Annotated in this window: 20 protein-coding genes; 15 read left to right on the top strand and 5 right to left on the bottom strand. The window is 56.9% G+C overall.

What is annotated here, in order from left to right; all coding sequences use genetic code 11:
• Window positions 1-58: 58 nt before the first annotated feature.
• The 6 genes from PG871_RS12535 (at window position 59) to PG871_RS12560 (ending at window position 7,237) form a co-directional block, all read left to right on the top strand.
• Complete coding sequence (locus tag PG871_RS12535; protein ID WP_270729762.1) at window positions 59-1,318, top strand: vWA domain-containing protein; 1,260 nt, start codon at window positions 59-61, stop codon at window positions 1,316-1,318.
• A gap of 61 nt (window positions 1,319-1,379) precedes the next feature.
• On the top strand, window positions 1,380-2,348 hold the full coding sequence (locus PG871_RS12540; RefSeq protein ID WP_270729763.1) for an XdhC family protein: 969 nt from the start codon (window positions 1,380-1,382) through the stop codon (window positions 2,346-2,348).
• The gene (locus tag PG871_RS12545) at window positions 2,345-3,331 is read left to right on the top strand and encodes a molybdopterin-binding protein (RefSeq protein WP_270729765.1); all 987 of its coding nucleotides are present in this window, start codon (window positions 2,345-2,347) and stop codon (window positions 3,329-3,331) included. The genes PG871_RS12540 and PG871_RS12545 overlap by 4 nt, the downstream gene beginning before the upstream one ends.
• A gap of 146 nt (window positions 3,332-3,477) precedes the next feature.
• The gene (locus tag PG871_RS12550; RefSeq protein WP_270729767.1) at window positions 3,478-3,963 is read left to right on the top strand and encodes a (2Fe-2S)-binding protein; all 486 of its coding nucleotides are present in this window, start codon (window positions 3,478-3,480) and stop codon (window positions 3,961-3,963) included.
• A 111-nt stretch (window positions 3,964-4,074) separates the two neighbouring features.
• On the top strand, window positions 4,075-6,438 hold the full coding sequence (locus PG871_RS12555) for a xanthine dehydrogenase family protein molybdopterin-binding subunit (RefSeq protein WP_270729769.1): 2,364 nt from the start codon (window positions 4,075-4,077) through the stop codon (window positions 6,436-6,438).
• Window positions 6,439-6,451: 13 nt separating this feature from the next.
• Window positions 6,452-7,237, top strand: coding sequence for an FAD binding domain-containing protein (locus tag PG871_RS12560; RefSeq protein ID WP_270729771.1), 786 nt, complete (start codon window positions 6,452-6,454; stop codon window positions 7,235-7,237).
• A gap of 106 nt (window positions 7,238-7,343) precedes the next feature.
• Here PG871_RS12560 and PG871_RS12565 read toward each other — a convergent pair whose 3' ends face one another.
• Window positions 7,344-7,874 (bottom strand): hypothetical protein, encoded by a 531-nt coding sequence (locus PG871_RS12565; protein WP_270729773.1) that lies wholly within the window; start codon window positions 7,872-7,874, stop codon window positions 7,344-7,346.
• A 198-nt stretch (window positions 7,875-8,072) separates the two neighbouring features.
• Between PG871_RS12565 and PG871_RS12570 the strand changes: the two genes are divergently transcribed.
• Window positions 8,073-8,411: a hypothetical protein gene (locus PG871_RS12570; protein ID WP_270729775.1), complete on the top strand. Its 339-nt coding sequence runs from the start codon at window positions 8,073-8,075 to the stop codon at window positions 8,409-8,411.
• A 33-nt stretch (window positions 8,412-8,444) separates the two neighbouring features.
• Here PG871_RS12570 and PG871_RS12575 read toward each other — a convergent pair whose 3' ends face one another.
• The 3 genes from PG871_RS12575 to infC form a co-directional block, all read right to left on the bottom strand.
• Window positions 8,445-9,068: a hypothetical protein gene (locus PG871_RS12575; RefSeq protein ID WP_270729776.1), complete on the bottom strand. Its 624-nt coding sequence runs from the start codon at window positions 9,066-9,068 to the stop codon at window positions 8,445-8,447.
• Window positions 9,065-9,667 carry an SAM-dependent methyltransferase gene (locus tag PG871_RS12580; protein ID WP_270729777.1) on the bottom strand — a complete coding sequence of 201 codons (603 nt, stop codon included), beginning with the start codon at window positions 9,665-9,667 and terminating at the stop codon, window positions 9,065-9,067. Before PG871_RS12580 ends, PG871_RS12575 begins: the two co-directional genes overlap by 4 nt.
• 67 nt (window positions 9,668-9,734) lie before the next feature.
• Complete coding sequence (gene infC / locus PG871_RS12585) at window positions 9,735-10,280, bottom strand: translation initiation factor IF-3 (RefSeq protein ID WP_443020504.1); 546 nt, start codon at window positions 10,278-10,280, stop codon at window positions 9,735-9,737.
• Between the two features lie 200 nt (window positions 10,281-10,480).
• Between infC and PG871_RS12590 the strand changes: the two genes are divergently transcribed.
• Window positions 10,481-11,143, top strand: a complete 663-nt coding sequence (locus tag PG871_RS12590) for a hypothetical protein (protein ID WP_270729778.1) — start codon at window positions 10,481-10,483, stop codon at window positions 11,141-11,143.
• 829 nt (window positions 11,144-11,972) lie between these two features.
• On the opposite strand, the gene PG871_RS12595 is transcribed toward PG871_RS12590, so the two are convergent.
• Window positions 11,973-12,845: a MurR/RpiR family transcriptional regulator gene (locus PG871_RS12595; protein ID WP_270729779.1), complete on the bottom strand. Its 873-nt coding sequence runs from the start codon at window positions 12,843-12,845 to the stop codon at window positions 11,973-11,975.
• Window positions 12,846-12,964: 119 nt separating this feature from the next.
• Between PG871_RS12595 and PG871_RS12600 the strand changes: the two genes are divergently transcribed.
• The 7 genes from PG871_RS12600 to PG871_RS12630 are packed head-to-tail and all read left to right on the top strand — an operon-like array spanning window position 12,965 to window position 20,666.
• A complete protein-coding gene (locus PG871_RS12600) occupies window positions 12,965-13,756 on the top strand; it encodes an N-formylglutamate amidohydrolase (protein WP_270729782.1) in 792 nt (263 codons plus the stop codon).
• Window positions 13,744-14,313, top strand: coding sequence for a TRAP transporter small permease subunit (locus PG871_RS12605; protein ID WP_270729783.1), 570 nt, complete (start codon window positions 13,744-13,746; stop codon window positions 14,311-14,313). Before PG871_RS12600 ends, PG871_RS12605 begins: the two co-directional genes overlap by 13 nt.
• Window positions 14,313-15,641, top strand: coding sequence for a TRAP transporter large permease (locus tag PG871_RS12610; protein ID WP_270729784.1), 1,329 nt, complete (start codon window positions 14,313-14,315; stop codon window positions 15,639-15,641). Before PG871_RS12605 ends, PG871_RS12610 begins: the two co-directional genes overlap by 1 nt.
• A 45-nt stretch (window positions 15,642-15,686) precedes the next feature.
• Window positions 15,687-16,718 carry a TRAP transporter substrate-binding protein gene (locus PG871_RS12615; protein ID WP_270729786.1) on the top strand — a complete coding sequence of 344 codons (1,032 nt, stop codon included), beginning with the start codon at window positions 15,687-15,689 and terminating at the stop codon, window positions 16,716-16,718.
• Between the two features lie 57 nt (window positions 16,719-16,775).
• On the top strand, window positions 16,776-18,140 hold the full coding sequence (locus PG871_RS12620; RefSeq protein WP_270729788.1) for a glutamine synthetase family protein: 1,365 nt from the start codon (window positions 16,776-16,778) through the stop codon (window positions 18,138-18,140).
• Between the two features lie 3 nt (window positions 18,141-18,143).
• Window positions 18,144-19,517, top strand: a complete 1,374-nt coding sequence (locus tag PG871_RS12625; RefSeq protein ID WP_270729789.1) for an aldehyde dehydrogenase family protein — start codon at window positions 18,144-18,146, stop codon at window positions 19,515-19,517.
• A gap of 3 nt (window positions 19,518-19,520) precedes the next feature.
• The gene (locus PG871_RS12630) at window positions 19,521-20,666 is read left to right on the top strand and encodes an iron-containing alcohol dehydrogenase (RefSeq protein ID WP_270729790.1); all 1,146 of its coding nucleotides are present in this window, start codon (window positions 19,521-19,523) and stop codon (window positions 20,664-20,666) included.
• Window positions 20,667-20,741 lie beyond the last annotated feature (75 nt).

Below are 20,741 nucleotides of genomic sequence, written 5' to 3' on the forward strand. Positions count from 1 at the left end.
CTTCCTCTTGCCAAACATATCCCGGGGGGTGCGGGGGGCTGGTCCCCCGTCGTAACTTATGCCTGAATACCTGCCGCTTGATATTCCAGACGACCCCAAACTGACGCAAAACATCACATGGTTCGCCCGCGCGCTGCGCAAGGCGGGGCTGCCAATTGGCCCGGGCCGTGTGATCGACGCAATCCGCGCCGTTGAGGCGGCGGGGTTCACGTCAAAGCAGGATTTCTTTTGGACCTTGCACGCCTGTTTTGTCTCCCGTCCCGAACATCGCACAGTGTTCTCGCAGGTCTTTCGGCTTTATTGGCGCGATCCGCGTTATTTGGAGCACATGATGGCAATGATGTTGCCAGCGGTGCGCGGCGTGCAAGAAGAGCGCGCGGGGCAGGCTGGTGAGAAACGCGCAGCTGAGGCCTTGCTGGACGGCGCCAATCGGGACATGCCGCAGGATCAGACCGCGAGCGAAGAAGGCACCGAGATCGAGATCGATGCCTCGCTGACCATCTCCACCGAGGAAAAGCTGCGCACGCTGGATTTCGAGCAGATGAGCACCGAAGAGATTGCTCAAGCCAAACGCATGTTGTCGCGGATGAAACTGCCCGTGCAGCCGATCAAATCGCGGCGCACCAAAGCCAACCCGCTGGGGCATCGGCCGGATTGGCGGGCCACCATGCGCAATTCCATGCGACAGGGGGGGGAGTTGCAGATGCTGGCAAAAAAGAGCCCGCGCATCCGTTGGCCCAACCTTGTAGTGATTTGCGATATTTCCGGCTCCATGAGCCAATACAGCCGCATGGTTTTGCATTTTCTCCATGCTGTGGCCAACACCAAAGGCGCGGGGTGGGCCAAAGTGTATGGGTTTACCTTTGGCACGCGGCTCACGAATATTTCGCGCCATCTGGCAACGCGAGACGTGGATACAGCGCTGGCGGCGGCGGGGGCTGAAGCGCAGGACTGGGAAGGCGGCACGCGCATTGGCGAATGTCTGCATGATTTCAACCGCGACTGGTCGCGGCGTGTCATGGGGCAGGGGGCCGTGGTGCTGTTGATCTCGGATGGGCTGGATCGGGGCGATCCAGAGGCTTTGGCCAAAGAAATGCAGCGTTTGCAGTTGTCGGCCAAGCGGCTGATCTGGCTCAACCCGTTGCTGCGCTGGGAGGGCTTTGCGGCCAAGGCGCAAGGCATCAAGGCGATGTTGCCCCATGTCGACAGCTTTCGAGCGGGGCATTCGATTGCCACATTGGAAGAGCTGGCCGAGGCGATATCGCGGCCTGATGATTTGGGCGAAAAAGCGCGGTTGATGGCGTCGATGGATGGCTGAGAGGCGCTTGAGATTTGCGACGGGGCGGCCCATCTTGGGCTGAGGGAATTGGAGAATGATCATGGCTGACAACCTACAAGGTGCGCCGGAATTGGCGCTGGCGTGGCATCGTGCCGGACGGGGTGCGGCGCTGGCCACGGTGGTGCAGACATGGGGCAGTGCGCCGCGTCGCGTGGGGGCGCAGATGGTGGTGTCGGGCGATGGTCAGTTGGAAGGGTCTGTTTCGGGCGGCTGTGTGGAAGGCGCGGTGATGCTGGAGGCGATGGAAAGCCTTGAGACCGGCAAGGGCGTTCTTTTGGAGTTTGGCGTCAGCGATGGCGACGCGTTTGCAGTTGGACTGGCCTGTGGCGGCACGATCAAGGTGTTGGTGGAGCCAGTGGGCGCCGTCTTGTCTGAGGACGTTTTGGCAGATCTGGTGGCAGCGCGGGCCGCGAGGACGGCGGTGGCTTATGTCTGTGATGGGGAGACCGGTGGTGGACGTCTGACCACAGAAGGTTTTGAGGATCGCTTTCGCATGGACCGTTCGGGCGTGGAAGATGACGGTCGGTTTGTCGCAATCCACAACCCGCCCTTGCGGCTGGTGGTTGTTGGCGCTGTGCACATCGCGCAAGCCTTGGTGCCGATGGCACGCATAGCGGGGTTTGATCCTATAGTTGTTGATCCACGCAGCGCCTTTGGCTCGGAAGCGCGGTTTCCCGGCGAGGTTATTCTGGATGACTGGCCTGATGAGGCGATGGAGCAGATTGGTTTGGATGCGCGCACCGCGTTGGTGCTGTTGACCCATGATCCAAAGTTGGATGATCCGGCGCTGCATATCGCGCTGAAATCACCTGCGTTTTATATTGGGGCTTTGGGCAGCACCCGGACGCACGGCAAGCGCGTGGAGCGGCTTGACGAGGCCGGTTTCGGAGACCGCGACATTGGCCGCATTCATGGACCCATTGGGCTTGATATTGGTGCGGCTTCGCCTTCTGAGATTGCGGTGTCGATCATGGGCGAGATGTTGCGTGTGCTGAGGAAAGGCGCATGAAGTTTGGTTCTGTTCCGGTCGCGGCGGCCGAAGGCGCGGTATTGGCGCATTCGCTGGTGGCGGATCGGCGCATTCCCAAAGGCACTGTTTTAAGCGCAGACCACGTGTCGCGTCTGACGGCGGCTGGATTTGCCGAGGTCACGGTTGCGCGGCTTGAGGCGGGCGATGTGGATGAAGACACGGCGGCGGCGCAATTGGCAGCGGCTGTATTGACTGGGGTCACAGGAATTCGCGCGACAGGCGCCGGCGCGGGGCGGGTGAACCTATATGCTGAAGGCTGTGGGTTGATACGCGTGGACGCCGACGTGATTCACCGCATCAATGCGGTGGAGCCGATGATCACCATTGCCACCGTGCCGGATTACCATCGCGTCGATGACGGCGGGATGATCGCGACGATCAAGATTATTTCTTATGCAGTGACTGAGGATGCTTTGGAGGCGGCCTGTTCCGTCGCTGAAGGCGGCGTGTCCTTTGTACCGCCAGTGTTTGAGACGGCAACCCTGATCGAAACCACGATAGGTGATACGCCTTCGGACAAGGGCCGCCGTGCTATGGCGGGACGTGTGGAGCGGATGGGCATGGCATTGAGCGTGCGGGCCGTGGTCGCGCATGAAGTCATCCCATTGGCTGCGGCCATTGCCGAAGCACCAGGTGACATTGTGTTTGTTCTCACAGCATCAGCCACGTCGGACCCGATGGATGTGGCCCCACAGGCGTTGCGCGATGCGGGCGGAGACGTCGAGCGATTTGGCATGCCTGTGGACCCGGGAAACCTGTTGTTTATCGGCAACTTAGGTGAAAAGGCCGTGATTGGTTTGCCGGGGTGTGCGCGCTCGCCTGCGCTGAATGGCGCGGATTGGGTGCTTGAGCGGGTGATCTGTGGCTTGGACGTAAGCCACGACGATATCGCGGCCATGGGGGTGGGCGGGTTGCTCAAGGAAATCCCAACGCGGCCAATGCCACGCGAAAAGGGTGTTTAACAAAGGCTTGTTTTTCGTGCTGCGGGCGCAGCTACGACCAATGTCTACGACCGATACTTTGAAATGTCACAAAAAGCGGGTTCTCAAGTTGCAAGGGGGCTGCTTTACTCCCGTCCAATGACAATAGCTAAAATCGGGAGGAGCCAATGTCACAAGTCACCCTGACTGTGAATGGCAAGGAAATGTCGGCGGATGCCGAAGGACGTACCTTGCTGAGCCAATTTCTGCGAGAAAACCTTGGAATGACGGGCACGCACGTCGGCTGCGATACCAGCCAATGTGGCGCTTGTGTTGTGCATGTGGACGGCGTGGCCGTGAAATCCTGCACCATGCTTGCGATGGAAGCGGACGGCGCGGCTGTGTCGACCATCGAAGGTCAAGCAGCAGACGACGGCACGCTGAACACTTTGCAGCAAGCGTTTCAAGACCACCACGGTCTGCAATGCGGTTTCTGTACACCCGGCATGATCATGTCGGCGGCGGATCTGCTTAAGACCAACCCCAAGCCGACGGAAACAGAAGTGCGCCACCATCTTGAAGGCAACATCTGTCGCTGCACGGGCTACCACAACATCGTTAAGGCGATCATGGCGGCCAGCGGTCAAGACGTGAGCGGCATCGCCGCAGAATAAGACCTGTCCCCGCGCAGAGGAGGCGTGGGTGCGGATTTTATGGATCACGGCCAATGGCGCGAGGCCAGTCAGAACGACTGAGGCCCGCTTTGGCCCATAGGGAGGAATACCATGCCAAAAGATCATGGCATCGGCGCCAGTCCTAAGCGGCGCGAAGACATCCGGTTTCTAAGCGGAACCGGCAACTATACCGACGATATGAACGTCAACGGTCAGGCTTATGTGCATTTCCTGCGCTCTGACGTGGCGCATGGTCGGATCAAATCGATCAATCTGGATGCTGCAAGCGCGATGCCCGGGGTGGTCAAGATTTTTACCGGCGCTGATTTCGAAGGCGTGGGTGGCATTCCCTGTGGATGGGAAGTGACAGACAAACACGGCAACGCCATGCAAGAGCCCGCGCACCCCGTGCTGGCCCAAGGCAAGGTACGCTATGTGGGCGATCAGATCGCAGCTGTTGTGGCCGAAAGCGTCGAGCAAGCGCGTGACGCCGCCGAGGCGATCGAAGTTGACATCGAAGAGCTGCCCGCCGTTGTTGATATGGCTTCTGCTTTGGTGGATGGCTCCACCAAGGTGCACGACGATCTGACAAGCAACCTTTGTTACGACTGGGGCTTTGTTGAGGAGAACAAGCCTGCGGTAGAAGCCGCGTTTGCAGAAGCGGCGCATGTGACCACGCTTGAGCTGCGCAACAACCGTCTGGTGGCAAACCCGATGGAGCCACGCGTGGCGATTGGCGACTTTGAGCGTGCCAGCGGCAACTCAACCCTGTTTACAACAAGCCAGAACCCGCATGTGATCCGTCTTTTGATGGGTGCGTTTGTTCTGGGGATCCCTGAGCACAAGCTGCGCGTTGTGGCACCTGATGTGGGCGGAGGCTTTGGCACCAAGATTTTCCACTATGCCGAAGAAGCCTTCTGCACCTTTGCGGCCAAGGCTCTGAACCGTGCGGTCAAGTGGACCTCGACCCGCTCTGAGGCGTTTATCTCGGACGCGCATGGGCGTGACCACGTGACAACCATTCAGTTGGCGCTGGATGCGGACAACAACTTTACCGCGCTGCGCACAGACACGATGGCCAACATGGGCGCGTATCTGTCGACCTTTGCGCCGTCCGTTCCCACGTGGCTGCATGGCACATTGATGGCGGGTAACTATAAGACGCCGCTGATCTATGTGAACGTGAAAGCGGTCTTTACCAACACGGTACCGGTAGACGCATATCGCGGCGCTGGGCGCCCTGAGGCGACGTATCAGCTGGAGCGCGTGGTGGACAAAGCCGCAATGGAGTTGGGTGTTGATCCAATTGCGTTGCGTCGTCAGAACTTCATCACCGAATTCCCATATGCCACGCCTGTGGCGGTGGAATATGACACCGGTGACTATCACGCCACGATGGATGTGCTTGAGAAGATGGCAGATCTGTCCGGCTTTGAAGCGCGCCGCAAGGAAAGCGAAGCCCGCGGTAAGCTGCGCGGTCTTGGCATCAACTGCTATATCGAGGCTTGCGGTATTGCGCCGTCTAACCTTGTAGGGCAGCTGGGTGCACGTGCGGGTCTTTATGAAAGTGCCACAGTGCGCGTGAACGCCACGGGTGGTCTTGTCGTGATGACCGGTTCGCACAGTCACGGGCAGGGGCATGAGACAGCCTTTCCACAGGTGATTGCAGAAATGATCGGGATCGACGAAAGCATGGTCGAGATCGAGCATGGTGACACTGACAAAGCACCAATGGGCATGGGCACCTATGGCTCGCGTTCGCTGGCTGTTGGTGGCTCCGCCATGGTGCGCGCGACCGAGAAGATCATCGCCAAGACCAAGAAGATCGCTGCGCACTTGATGGAAGCCGCTGAGGCAGACATCGAGCTTAAGGACGGCACATTCTCGGTTGCGGGTACGGATAAGTCCGTGGCTTGGGGTGATGTGACGCTGGCCGCTTATGTGCCGCACAACTATCCGCTTGAGGACATTGAACCCGGTCTGGAAGAGACTGCGTTTTATGATCCCGCCAACTTTACCTATCCATCAGGCGCCTATGCCTGTGAGGTCGAAGTTGATCCGGACACCGGCAAAGTCACCATCGAGGCATTCAATGCTGCAGATGACTTTGGCAATGTTGTGAACCCGATGATTGTGGACGGACAAGTTCACGGTGGTATCGGGCAGGGCATTGGTCAGGCGCTGTTGGAAAATGCCGCTTATGACGAGAACGGTCAGCTGCTGAGCGCGTCCTATATGGACTATGCGATGCCGCGGGCCAGTGACGTGCCATTCTATGGCGTTGATCACTCGTGTCAGACGCCATGCACACACAACCCGTTGGGCGTGAAAGGCTGCGGCGAGGCCGGAGCGATTGGGTCGCCGCCAGCGGTTGTGAATGCGGTCGTGAACGCGCTACGCTCTGGTGGTCACGACATTCATCATATCGATATGCCAGTGTCGCCGTCGCGCGTCTGGCAGGCCATGAACGGCTGAGGGAGGATTAGCTATGTATAACTTCGAGTTTGAGAAACCCTCGAGCATTGCCGACGCGGTTGCCGCGCTGGGCGATGAGGATGCCACAGCGCTGGGTGGGGGGCAGACATTGCTGCCCACAATGAAACAGCGCTTGGCGAGCCCCACAAAGGTTGTGAGCCTGCTGGGTATTTCCGAGATGCAGGGCATCTGCACCGGTGATGACGGCGCGCTGTGCATTGGCGGCGCGACAAATCACGCTGCTGTGGCGGCGGGTGCGTCGGCCTATCCAGGTCTTGCGGCCTTGGCCGGTGGCATTGGTGATCCGGCTGTGCGTGCCCGTGGCACCATTGGCGGCTCGTTGGCCAACAACGATCCCGCGGCCTGTTATCCGGCGGCTGCGCTGGGCAGTGGCGCGACCATCGTCACCAATGCGCGTGAGATTGCCGCGGATGACTATTTCCAAGGAATGTTCACCACGGCGCTCAACGAAGGTGAGATCATCACCGAGGTGCGCTTCCCCGTACCTGAGGCGTCGAACTATCAAAAGTTCGAACAACCCGCGTCGCGCTTTGCGCTGGTGGGTGTGTTTGTTGCCAAATTCTCGGACGGTGTGCGCGTTGCAGTAACAGGCGCGTCCGAGGAAGGCGTGCATCGCTGGACCGCCGCCGAAGAAGCGCTGTCGGCGAATTTCTCCGCGGATGCGGTGCCTGCGGCGCCAGGTGCGGATGGCATGATTGCCGACCTGCATGGCACAGCGGCATATCGTGCGCATCTGGTGGCCGTGCTGACCAAGCGCGCCGTGGCTGCGGCTGGCTGAATGGAGCGACCGCCCTTTGCGGGGCTGTCGCAACCATGCGAAAGAAAAAGGGCGGCGCTTTTGGCACCGCCCCATTTTTGTAGTGTGGAGCCGGAGTGTTGGTGACCTAGAAAGTGTCCATGCAATCCTGCGCCCTGTTGATCGCGTTCTGGGGCGTTTTGAGCTTCACCGTCACCGAGCTCGCGGTGTTGCTAAAGGCAAAAAACTCACGCGCTTCGACAAGGTCGTCAATGAAGCGTGGATCGTCAAAAACGATGTAGCCGCCCTTGAGCCCTCCGGACAACGTCCGCGAAACGGTTGTGGAGCTTCCGACGTAAATATTGCCGTTCAGGGTTATAGCGATGGGATGCTCGCCTTCGGCAGGTTCGTAATTTGTCACGAAGGCCCCGAGGTAGGCGAAATTCCGAGATTGCGTCAAACCGGCCTGAACAACGCTGTGTTCACTGCGCCATTCAATGAAACAGGATTGCCGCGTGGAATTTTTGAAGATCGTCCAGTACTTGGCCTTCCAAAAAGTCTCGATGCTGTCGCCTTTGGTCGGCAAGACGTCTTCTGACGCGTGACTCAGTGAGGCTGTGCACAGCAAAATGCTGGCTGCACCGGCGATAAGAGTATGAAATGCTTTAAATTTATTCATTGGTTTGAAGTCCCTCCGTAAATGCCTGTTGCCCGACCTCTTTGATCGGCTGTGACGTTGGTGGTCTATACGTCAGGGTATGGCAGCCGCAGAGATTAGTCTATTGTCAGCTCGGGTATCGCGTCGGAACAGGAGTGGCAGATGGTCGGTGAGATTTGGGGCAGCTTTCAAAGACTTCCACTTTGGGTGAGGATTTGGATGGTGGTTATTCTGGCGCCGGTCAATTTCTCGCCAATGTTCTTTCTGGGGGCACATCCGTCGGCGATTTGGGTGGCTTGGCTGAGCGTGGCAGGACTGGCGTTCAACATGCCGATCCTGATGCGGGCACGCGGATTTTCTGCCGCGCTGGCCTTTCCGCATTTGGTGTTTTGGCTGCCGTTGGTTGTGGTGCTGATCCTGCGGCCTGCGATGTTTGACGGGGTGAGCGGGTGCTATGCGACGCTTTTGCTGGTGTTGCTGGTGGTGGATGTCGCGTCGCTGGCGTTTGACGGGCTTGAAGCGGTCAAGTGGGCCAAAGGGGACCGCGCGATTATCTGAACAGCGTGCTTGCGGGTCGTAAAGGGCGAAGGCCTATTTCCCGCCGTACAAAAGTTCTCGGCAAGTGTTCTGGGGCGCGGTGCAGGACTTCAGCAGTTCAATCAGGCTCGGCGAGGCGGAGAAATAAGCCGGGCAGGCGGCTGAGGTGACACGATAGGTGTAGGGGGTGTCGTCGTCCAATTGGATGGCTTGTTCTTTGGTCAAAAAGCCGACCAACTCCTCGCCAACGCGCGGGAGATGGCCGATGTAGTAATTGTAGTCGATTGGAACGGTGATTGTGGTTTCCGCGATGTTGATCGGAACTGCTTCGCCCTCCGTGAGGTGAACACCAGTGAATGTGAGCGCGTTGACATAAGTGAATTCGGCATAGACGGCGGATGTTTCAGCGGTGTTCGACGTGTTGTTTTGATCACGCTTTGAACGCAGGTCAACGTCGTGTTGCCTAGGGCCGGAACTGGTTTGTGCAAAGGAGCCGTAAACCAGCAGTGTGTTGGGATCTTTCAAAGGGTCGGCATAGAACAACCAATAGGCCGCTTGCTGATCCTTTTTCTCCTGCGGCCACTCTGGCGGATAGAAGTGGATGCCGGGACAAGACGTGGCGTTTGCCGGCAGTGCCTGAAACAATACGGCGGCCAATGCGGCGAAAATAGGCTTCATTCGGTGGGCTTCCTTGCCACAAAATCAATCAGCGCTGACATGCCGGAGTGGCCGCGGCCTTCTTGGACCTCACGTTCATATTCGCGGCACTCAAGGATCTCCCAGCCGACAAAGGCGGCGCGCAAGATGACGTCGGTGTACATGTTTTCGCGAAACGGCGGGCCGCCGGTGCCAAACTCCAGCTGTTTGGGCGTGTAGCCGTGCAGCATCACGAGACCGCCGGGTTTTGTGGCCTCTTTCATACGCTGAAACTGGATCCGGCGGCCGTCAGGGCCGACGAACTGAATGAAGATGCCGGCGACAAGGTCGTAGGTCTCCGCGGGCCACGTATCGCGCAGGATGTCGGTTTGGCGGATGTCGAGCGTCACGCCTTTGGCTGTGGCCAAATCATGGGCGCGGGCGATGGCGGTGGGGGCGAACTCGAGCGCGGTGACTTCAAGGCCCTTTTGCGCCATGTAGACCGAGTTGCGGCCTTCGCCGTCGGCCACCGCAAGCGCCGTGCGGCCAGCGGTCAGGTATTGGTTGTGATCGCGCAGGAATTGGGCGGGGGTGGTGCCAAAGACGTAATCGTCGGAGCCGGAATAACGTTCTTCCCACATGGGGTATCTCAAATCACTCAAGGCAAAGAAAAACCCCCGCTCCGATATGGGCGGGGGTTGAAATAACTTATTTAGGAAGCGGGCCGATCATCATGATCATCTGGCGGCCTTCCATCTTGGGCATGTTTTCGACCTTGCCCAATTCCTTGATGTCGACTGCGACACGTTCCAAAAGTTCGCGTCCCAAGTTCTGGTGGGCCATTTCACGACCGCGGAAGCGTAGGGTGACTTTGACCTTGTCGCCGTTTTCCAGGAACTTGTAGACGTTGCGCATTTTGACTTCGTAGTCGTGGGTGTCCGTGTTGGGACGGAATTTGACCTCTTTGACCTCGATCGTCTTTTGCTTTTTGCGTGCCTCGGACTCGCGTTTCTGCTGTTCATATTTGAACTTGCCGAAGTCCATGATTTTGCACACGGGCGGGTTGGCATTCGGAGAGATCTCTACGAGGTCGAGTCCTGCCTCAGCAGCCATGGTCATGGCCTGAGCGGGGGTGACGACGCCGACGTTTTCGCCTTCTGCACCGATAAGCCGGATTTCCGGAGAGCGGATACGGTCGTTTACACGAGGGCCGGTATCGCGCTGGGGCGGTGCGTTATGGGGTCTGCGGGCTATGGTTTTGTTCCTTCAATAGCGGAGTGCTTATGGGGCGCTAAGGTATTCGCGGTTTACCGCCGTTACAACAGCCGAATTGCGCGAGATTGAGCCATTTACCGCCAGTTTCCCCCTTGAGGCTGGACGAAAGGGCAGGCAACTCATGAAACTGAAGGCCCGGACGGTTGTGATCGGGGTGTGAGACAAGGGAGTTTTTGCTCATGAAGAATCTTATTGCAGTGATTGTGTTGGTGGCGGCTGCGGCCGTTGCGTATTTTGTTTTGTCTCCAAAAGGTGCTGAAGAAGCGGCGCCGATGACCGAAACTGAAACTGTGCCAGCTGTCGAAGCGGTCACAGAAGAAGTCGAAGAAGCGGTTGAGACTGCAACAGATTTGGCCGAGGAAGCAGCCGACGCTGTGTCGGACGCCGTTGAAAGTGCGACGGACGCGGCAACTGATGCGGTTGAAGGGGCCACCGAGGCTGTGACAGACGCGGTGGATGAGGCCGTAGAAGACGCCACTGATGCCGCAACTGACGCCGTAAGCGGTGCGGTTGAAGGCGCAAGTGATGCTGCGGATGCCGTGACAGATGCGGCGACCGACGCCACCGAGGCCGCGACGGAAACTGCCACCGAGGCAACTGAGGCCGCAACCGAGACTGTAGCTGAAGAAGCTGGCGAAGCGGCAACAGAAGGTACCGGCAGCATGCTGGACCTGTTGTCTCCTGAAGGGTTTGATTTCGACAAGGTCACCGAAATGGTGGACGGCTCCGAGCTTGACGTGATGAAGAAAACAGCACTGAAGGCCGCTCTGGAAAATGCCAAGGACAATCCTGAACTGCTGACCCAGGTTTTGGATCAAATCAAAGGCGCTTTGGGTCTGTAAGATCTGTAGCCGACGAGTTTGACGCCCCTGACCGACAGGTTGGGGGCGTTTTTTGTTTTGAAGGCAAGTTTACGGCCGCCGGCTATTCCGGATTCAGGTGCTGCGCTCCGCAAAGTGGGGTGTAGATTCTCCCAAAAGCGGTGGTTTTGGTTTGATTCAAAAACAGGTTGAGACCGGGCGAAATGGGCTGATACCACGGCAGCTCACCACAAGCCACTCAGGCCGCACCGTGACGCTCTGGAATTCACCTGCATTAGGGTGCTACTCGGCCACGCCGGTGCTACATTCCGAAGCACTGACTGCAAAACGGGGCCGAATGGAGCCAAATCGAAGCAAACACAGATGGCGCAGGAAAAAACCAAGAACACACTGGTTATTCTGACGTGCGGCACGTCTCCAATCCAATCGACCGCGAAGTCACGAGAGGGAACAGGCTGATTTGTTTTGGTTTTGGACCCATTGACGCGTAACGTAATGAAACAAACACGCATAAGGTATAGCCCGGCAAATGGGCTATGAAACCATAGGTTCGTTGGCATTGTGACGGACGGCTTCGACAAGGCTGTGGGTCCACCTCTTGTTGTCGAAGTAGTGATTATTGGGGTGTTGCTTACTGCGCATACTCAACTCAGCGCTTAAACAAACTTAGCTAAAAACGAAGGACGACAGGGGGGCTTCTCTGCTGTCTTTTCCGTTTGTCCTCCAACGCGTCGCGGTAAATGCGCCGCGCCATCAAAGTGGCGGGTGCACCGCACGCGAAAACATCCGATACCATCATAAAGCCTTCCAGTTTTCGAAAAACTTTGCTCGGACAACCTCAATTGCGATGTTACGTGAATTTCCGAAACAAGCGCGTGTTGTCAAACATCTCTTCCAGTTCTTCGGCGCGGTCTTTTGTGTCTCCCCAGCAGAGGTTCTGCACGGTTGAAACCATTGCTTCGGTCAGCAGAAGCGTGGCGCTGATACTATCCCAAGCCGAGGGAACAACGATACGACTGCTGAAGCTGATGTTGGCCAACCGATGCACAGGTGAGCGCCATTGGTCTGTAAACAGAATGAGTTTGGCCCCCTTTTGGTGTGCAATTTCAGCGAGCTTTAGCGTGTTGTTTTCGTATCTACGCATGTCAAAGATTACAAAAACATCGCCTTCCTTTACGTCGAGCAGATAGTGCGGCCACGCGTTTGAGGTCGATTGAATATGGACAACCTCGGGGCGGATCATTTGCATGTGTAAAAAGAGGTATTCCGCCAACGTGTGGGTGATCCGGCCGCCAACGATATAAAGGCGTCCCTTGGGGGCGGCCACCATCTCGCAGGCCTCATCAAACAGGGCAGGGTCAATCTGGCCAAGTGTGTTGCGGATGTTGTCTATGACCGCGTCTGTAAAGCGGTTGAGCATGTGGCCAGAGGGCGCGCCTTCGGCCCACGCGTCATGTTTCGCAACGGGCCCACGTGCGGCAGCTTTTAGCTCTTCTCGCAGCTCTGCCTGGAATTCGGGATAGCCTTTGAATCCCAGTTTCTGCACCATTCGGGCCACGGTTGGCACCGAAACCTCTGCTTCTGTCGCCAGCGCTGCAAGTGGGCCCAGACCTGAGGCGGGATAATTTTCAAGAATAGAATCAGCAAGTTGGCGTTCAGCCCTCGTCAGATCGTCCAGCTTCTCGTGGATGCGATCCGAAATTGTACTTGTGGGTTCCGACATCTCTGCTCTCAATTTGATCGATAAAATAACAAAGTCACGTGTTGTGAGAAAAACTTTACAGAATTTGATTGACAGAATCTACCGCTGAGCAGCAGTTTGTTGCCGTGAGGGACGGAAAAATGACCAAAGCGCAGCCAAAGGACCAAGCAGGTCCTTCAAAAGACTTCTCGTCTGTCGAGACCATTCCCGGAGGCTCGTCGGTGGTGCTTGTGTGCGAACATGCCTCGCGTTTTATCCCTGCTGAATTCGGAACGCTCGGCCTAGATGACGCCGCCCGGCAAAGCCACGTGGCCTGGGATCCCGGAGCTTTGGCCGTGGCGGAGCGTATGGCGACTTTGTTGGATGCCACGCTTGTGGCTGGCAAGGTGTCTCGGTTGATTTACGACTGCAATCGGCCGCCACACGCGCCTGACGCGATGCCCGAGCACAGCGAAGTTTTTGACATTTCAGGGAATGCAGATCTGAGCACAGCGGACAGAGAAAGACGCGTGGAAGCGATATATGCGCCGTTCAAAGAAAGCCTGCAGCATGCGGTTGCTGGTGTGAAGGCTCCGGTCATCGTCACGATCCACAGCTTTACACCGGTTTACAACGGCGCGCGGAGATCTGTTGAGATCGGCATTCTGCACGACACTGACGGCCGTTTGGCAGATGCAATGCTGACTCTCGCGCCGAAGTACACGCAGGCGAACACCCAACGAAATCAGCCTTATGGTCCCGAAAATGGCGTCACACACACCTTGAAGGAACATGCGATCCCAGCAGGCCATCTGAATGTCATGTTGGAAATTCGCAACGATCTGATCGAGAGCCAATCACAACAGTCCGACATCGCTACACAGCTGGCTGCTTGGGTGGCTGAAGCATGCGCAGTCGCTGGAGCCGAGGGGTTGGTGCAATGCAAGGCGTGATGCGCGGCTACATCAGCACCGTCGATGCGGTGAACCGCCGAATAGGGCGGTTCGTGATGTATGGGATTTTTGTCCTAATGGGCATTCTGCTTTGGTCGTCCATAAGCAAGACGTTTTTTCTACCGTCACTCTGGACGCTTGAAATGGCTCAGTTTGTGATGGTCGGCTACTATATCCTTGGTGGTCCATATTCGATCCAGATGGGGTCAAATGTGCGGATGGACTTGCTCTATGGCGAGTGGAACCTGCGTCGGAAGGCCTGGTTCGATTTGGCCACCGTGCTTTTGTTGATCTTCTACCTCTGTGTGCTGCTTTACGGAGCCGTCAGTTCCACGGCCTATTCGCTTGGGTATTGGGGCTCCGAGCCAGTGTCCTTTTTGGCTGGTGTCGTTTTCGGAACCGAAGAAGTAGGGCGGCTAGAACGGTCTCCTACCGCGTGGCGCCCCTATATCTGGCCGATCAAAGTCGTGATGATTTTTGGCATGATCCTAATGATCCTTCAGTGTTTTTCGGAATTCTTGAAGGACGTCCTGCGTCTGACGGGTGAGGACTGCTGATGTCGTATGAATTGATCGCAACTCTGATGTTTTCGACCCTGATGCTGATGCTTCTTACGGGGCAGCGGGTGTTCGGGGCCATTGGGTTTGTGGCGGTCGTCGCGGCCCTGCTGCTTTGGGGTGATCGGGGCGGCTTTGACCTTGGCTTTTCGGCGGCGATGAAGCTGATGAAATGGTATCCGCTTCTGACGCTGCCGATGTTTATCTTCATGGGGTATGTGCTCTCGGAGAGCAAAATTGCCGATGATCTTTACAAGATGTTCCATGTTTGGATGGGCGGATTGCGCGGTGGATTGGCCATCGGCACAATCGGTTTGATGGTGCTGATTTCGGCGATGAACGGTCTTAGCGTGGCTGGCATGGCCATCGGCTCAACAATTGCGCTGCCTGAACTTCTGAAGCGGGGCTACGACAAACGCATGGTCACGGGTGTCATTCAGGCGGGATCAAGCCTTGGCATTCTGGTGCCGCCTTCGGTGGTGTTGGTGCTTTACGCAATGATTGCGCGCCAGCCTGTTGGCCAATTGTGGTTGGCGGGGGTGGTTCCGGGGCTGATGATGGCCGGATTGTTCATCCTCTACATCGTCGTGCGGTGCCGGATAAACCCAGCTTTGGGGCCTGTTTTGCGGTCGGAGGAACGCGACATGCCGCGGGCCGAAAAACTTCGCCTGCTGCGGTCTGGTTTGCTGCCGGTTGTGATTTTTGCGACGATGATGGTGCCCTTTGTCAACGGATGGACGTCGTTGGTGGAGAGCTCTGCAATTGGCGCGCTCACCGCCTTTTTGGCGGCGGTTCTGAAAGGCCGGATGACGCGAGAGGTCTTTGAGAACTCTGTTCGCAACACGCTTGGCATCACCTGCATGTTCATGTGGATTATTCTGGCGGCGCTGGCATTTGGGGCAGTTTTTGATGGGCTTGGCGCGGTAAAGGCAATCGAAACGCTGTTTACCGACCGGCTAAGCCTAAGCCCTTGGATGATCCTGATCCTGATGCAGCTGAGCTTCATCCTGATGGGGACGTTCTTGGATGACACAGCCATGCTTGTCATCGTGGCGCCACTGTATGTGCCTTTGGTCGATGCCCTTGGTTTTGACCTCATCTGGTATGGCATTCTTTATACGATCACGACGCAGATTGCCTATATGACGCCGCCGTTTGGTTACAACCTCTTCCTGATGCGGGCCATGGCGCCACCGGAGATTTCGCTGCGCGATATCTACAGTTCGATCACGCCGTTTGTGCTGGTCATGGTGCTGGCCCTGATCCTCGTAATGGTCTTTCCAGGTCTCGCGACTTGGTTGCCCGAATACATTTACAACAAGCCCTAGAAGAGCCGCAAAAAGTGGCCGTATTTCCAACAAAGGAGAATGACAATGACGACAAGACGTAAGTTTATTCAGGGGGCCGCAGTGGCGGCTCCAGCGGCGCTGGCCACACCGGCTTTGGCGCAGAGCACAATCAAGTGGCGCATGCAAACCTATGCGGGCGCTGCTTTGGCAGAACACGTTCTGGTGCCAGCGGTTGAGATGTTCAACAAAATCGCCGGCGATCGCATGCAGATCGAGTTGTTTTTTGCAGACCAGCTCGTGCCAACTGGTGAGCTGTTTCAGGCTATGCAGCGTGGCACCATCGACGCTGTGCAGTCTGACGACGACTCGATGGCGTCGCCAACCGACGTCACGGTGTTTGGCGGGTACTTCCCTTTTGCGTCGCGCTATTCGCTGGATGTGCCGGTGTTGTTCAATCAGTACGGCCTGAACGAGATCTGGGACGAAGAGTATTCCGCTGTTGGCGTCAAGCACATCAGCGCCGGTGCGTGGGATCCATGCCACTTTGCCACCAAGGATCCGATCCGCAGTCTTGAAGACCTTAAAGGCAAACGTGTCTTTACCTTCCCGACCGCAGGCCGTTTCCTAAGCCAGTTCGGCGTCATTCCGGTCAACCTGCCTTGGGAGGACATCGAAGTCGCTATGCAAACCGGCGAGTTGGATGGCATCGCATGGTCGGGCATCACCGAAGACTACACAGTTGGCTGGGCGGATGTGACCAACTACTTCCTTACCAACAACATTTCCGGCGCTTGGGCTGGCTCTTTCTTTGCCAACATGGAGCGTTGGAACGAGCTGCCTGAAGATCTGCAAACGCTGTTCCGCGTGTGCTGTGATCAGTCGCACTATTATCGCCAGTGGTGGTATTGGGGCGGAGAAGCCAACCTGCGCGTCAACGGGCCAAAAATGGAATTGACCTCGATCCCAGACGACGAATGGGCCACAGTCGAAGCCAAAGCTTTCGAATTCTGGGAAGAGATTGCCGCAGAATCCGACACCAAGCGTCGGGTTGTGGACATCATCAAGAAATACAACGCGGACATGGTCAAAGCTGGCCGTCCGTACCGCTACTCTTAAACCCCTTCTGGGGGCGGCGTCACGCCGCCCCCAAACCTCTCAGCAAGTGGATACGACATGCCCGGCACACTCTCTTTTGACGATCTGAAATCCCGTGTCACGGATGGCACTATTGATACGGTTCTGGTGTGTCTTATCGACATGCAGGGGCGTTTGATGGGCAAACGTTTCCATGCGGTCAATTTCGTTGAGAGCTCCTACAAAGAAACGCATTGCTGCAATTATCTGCTGGCAACTGATTTGGAGATGGCCACGCCGGATGGCTATGCCTCGACCAGCTGGCAAGCTGGCTATGGCGACTATGTGATGAAGCCGGATCTGGGAACGATCCGTTTGATTCCATGGCTCGAAGGGACTGCAATGGTGTTGTGTGATGTGATCGATCATCACACGCATGAACCCGTGCCACACTCGCCACGCGCGGTGTTGAAAAAGCAGATCGCGCGAGCCGAAGCGATGGGGCTGGACGTGATGATGGCGACCGAGTTGGAGTTCTTTTTGTTTGAGAAGAGCTTTGACCAGATCCGCAAAGAGGGCTTCCGAGATCTGGAGCCGATCAGCGGTTACAATGAAGATTACCACATTCTGCAGACCACCAAAGAAGAGAACGTGATGCGGCCGATCCGCAATCACCTTTTTGCCGCTGGATTGCCTATCGAGAACTCGAAGGGCGAAGCAGAGGCCGGTCAGGAAGAGCTGAACATTCGGTATGACAAAGCGCTGAATTGTGCGGATCACCACACGATTGCGAAGCACGCGATCAAAGAAATTGCATGGCAAAATGGCCATGCCGCAACTTTTCTGCCCAAGTGGCACCAAGATCGGGTTGGGTCCTCGTCGCATGTGCACCAATCCGTCTGGAAAGACGGCGAGCCGCTTTTCTATGACAAGTCTGACAAACTGGGCATGTCCGAGCTGATGAAAAACTACATGGCCGGATTGATCGCTTATTCTTCGGACTACACTTATTTTCTCGCGCCTTACGTAAACAGCTACAAACGCTTTGCCAAAGGGTCGTTTGCGCCGACCAAAGCCGTTTGGTCGGTCGACAACCGGACCGCAAGTTTCCGCCTATGTGGTGACGGAACCAAGTCGGTGCGGGTGGAATGTCGCATCGGCGGCGCGGACATGAACCCCTATCTTGCGCAGGCAGCCATGTTGGCCGCCGGCCTAAAGGGGATTGAAGACAAGATGGAACTGGCCCCCGCAGCTGCAGGCGATGCCTATGTCAACGAGATCGCCAAGGACGTTCCCCGCACGTTGAACGCAGCGATGGACACATTGAAAAACTCTGCGTTTCTGCGTGAGGCCTTTGGCGACGACGTTGTGGATCACTACACACGCGCTGCTGAATGGGAGCAGGAAGAATTTGACCGCGCGGTCACCGACTGGGAAGTCGCGCGCGGCTTTGAAAGGGCCTAAGGCATGACGATTACTTGTATTTCCCCGATTGACGGATCCGTATATGCGACCCGCGAAACTTTGGACGCTGGGCAAGCGCAAGAAAGTGTCGCGCGTGCAAAGTTAGCCCAAAAGGCTTGGGCGGCGCGTCCCCTAGAGGACCGTATTGCGCTTGTACGCGACGGTGTGGCCCGCGTGGGTGCGATGAACGACGAGATCGTGCCCGAGATCGCATGGCAGATGGGCCGTCCCGTCCGCTATGGCGGTGAGTTTGGTGGCTTCAACGAACGCGCCAGCTATATGGCGGATATCGCAACCGACGCTTTGGCGCCCATCGAGGTCGAAGACAGCGACGCCTTCCGCCGCGTGATCAAGCGGGTGCCGCATGGCGTCGTGTTTGTCGTAGCGCCGTGGAATTATCCCTATATGACGGCGATCAACACAGTTGCTCCAGCCCTGATTGCGGGCAACGCCGTCATTCTGAAACATGCCTCTCAAACACCGTTGGTCGGTGAGCGCATGGTTTCAGCTTTTGTTGCTGCGGGCGTGCCAGAAGACGTATTCCAGAACGTGTTTCTGGACCACGACACGACGTCCGATCTGATCGCCGCACGCGCTTTTGATTTTGTGAACTTCACCGGCTCCGTCGGTGGCGGCAAGGCGATGGAGGCCGCGGCAAGCGGTACATTTACCGGATTGGGGTTGGAGCTTGGTGGCAAAGACCCGGGATACGTCATGGACGACGCCGATCTGGACGCTGCGGTCGATACTCTGATTGACGGCGCGATGTTCAACTCGGGGCAATGCTGCTGCGGAATTGAGCGGATTTACGTCGCTGAGAGCTTGTTTGACGCTTTTGTCGAAAAGGCCGTTGCGATTGTGAACGCCTACAAGTTGGGCAACCCGCTTGAGGCCGACACCACAATGGGACCGATGGCGCATGTGCGTTTTGCTGAAGAGGTCCGCGGGCAGGTGGCTGAGGCGGTGGCAGCAGGTGCCACAGCGCACATTGATCCGGCAAACTTCCCAGAGGATGGCGGTGCATACTTGATGCCGCAAATCTTGACCGACGTGACACATGATATGCGCGTGATGCGTGAAGAAAGCTTTGGTCCTGTTGTGGGGATTATGCCCGTCAAAGACGACGCCCATGCGATTGCCTTGATGAATGATAGCGACTTTGGTCTGACGGCGTCGCTGTGGACCCAAGACGCCGACCGTGCCGAAGCCATCGCGGATCAGATCGAAACCGGCACAGTGTTTATGAACCGTGCCGACTATCTTGATCCCGGTCTGTGCTGGACCGGATGCAAAGACACCGGTCGCGGCGGCGGCCTGTCGATCATCGGCTATCACAACCTGACACGTCCAAAATCTTATCACCTGAAAAAGGGCTGACCCATGTCACTTACTGCTAACTGGTCCTATCCCACGGCTGTGCGCTTTGGCGCAGGCCGTATCTCGGAAATCGCGGATGCCTGCGCGGCCGCTGGCATTTCCAAACCGTTGCTCATCACAGATCGCGGTCTGGCAGACATGGACATCACCACCCGCACGCTGGATTTTTTGGAGGCGGCGGGATTGGGGCGTGCGATCTTTGCTGACGTCGACCCAAACCCCAACGAGAAGAACGCCGAAGCTGGCGTGAAAGCCTTCAACGATGGCGGACATGATGGCGTTGTCGCCTTTGGCGGCGGCTCCGGTCTGGACCTTGGTAAGCTGGTCGCCTTCTTGGCAGGGCAAACCCGTCCGTTGTGGGATTTTGAAGACATCGGTGATTGGTGGACACGCGCGGATTCTGACGCGATCGCGCCTATTGTCGCGGTGCCGACTACTGCCGGAACAGGGTCGGAAGTTGGTCGTGCTTCGGTGATCACCAACTCCGAAACCGAAGAGAAGAAGATCATCTTCCATCCGAAGTTTCTGCCATCTGTGGTTATCTGTGACCCTGAACTGACCGTGGGCATGCCCAAATTCATCACAGCGGGCACCGGTCTTGATGCCTTTGCCCATTGCGTCGAGGCTTTTTGTTCGCCGCATTACCACCCAATGTCGCAAGGCATGGCGTTGGAAGGTATGCGTTTGGTCAAGGAATACCTGCCGCGCGCCTATGCAGACGGCACCGATATAGAGGCGCGCGCGCATATGATGTCGGCTGCGGCGATGGGCGCGACCGCCTTTCAAAAAGGTCTGGGCGCGATCCACGCATTGTCGCATCCGATCGGCGCGATCTATCACACCCACCACGGCACAACCAACGCCGTTTGCATGCCGGCGGTGTTGCAGTTCAACAAACCGGCCGCAGAAGGTGTGTTGACGCAAGCGGCAAACTATCTTGGTATCGAAGGCGGCTTTGACGGCTTTTGTGCTTATGTGGATGCGTTGAATGACTCGATGGGAATTCCCAAAACTCTTAAAGGGCTTGGCATCGAAAATCCTGACATCGACCGCATCGTTCAAGGCGCTCTGAAGGACCCAAGCACAGGCGGAAACCCCGTTGAGATGACACAAGACAACACACGTGAGCTGTTGTTAAAGATTGTGTGATGGGTCAAAAGTTCTGTCACAAATTCTACGTAAACCTTTGTTATTTAATATCAATAATGCGGAGTGAGGATTGCC

Source organism: Shimia sp. Alg240-R146 (assembly GCF_947331465.1).
Lineage (GTDB): Bacteria > Pseudomonadota > Alphaproteobacteria > Rhodobacterales > Rhodobacteraceae > Shimia.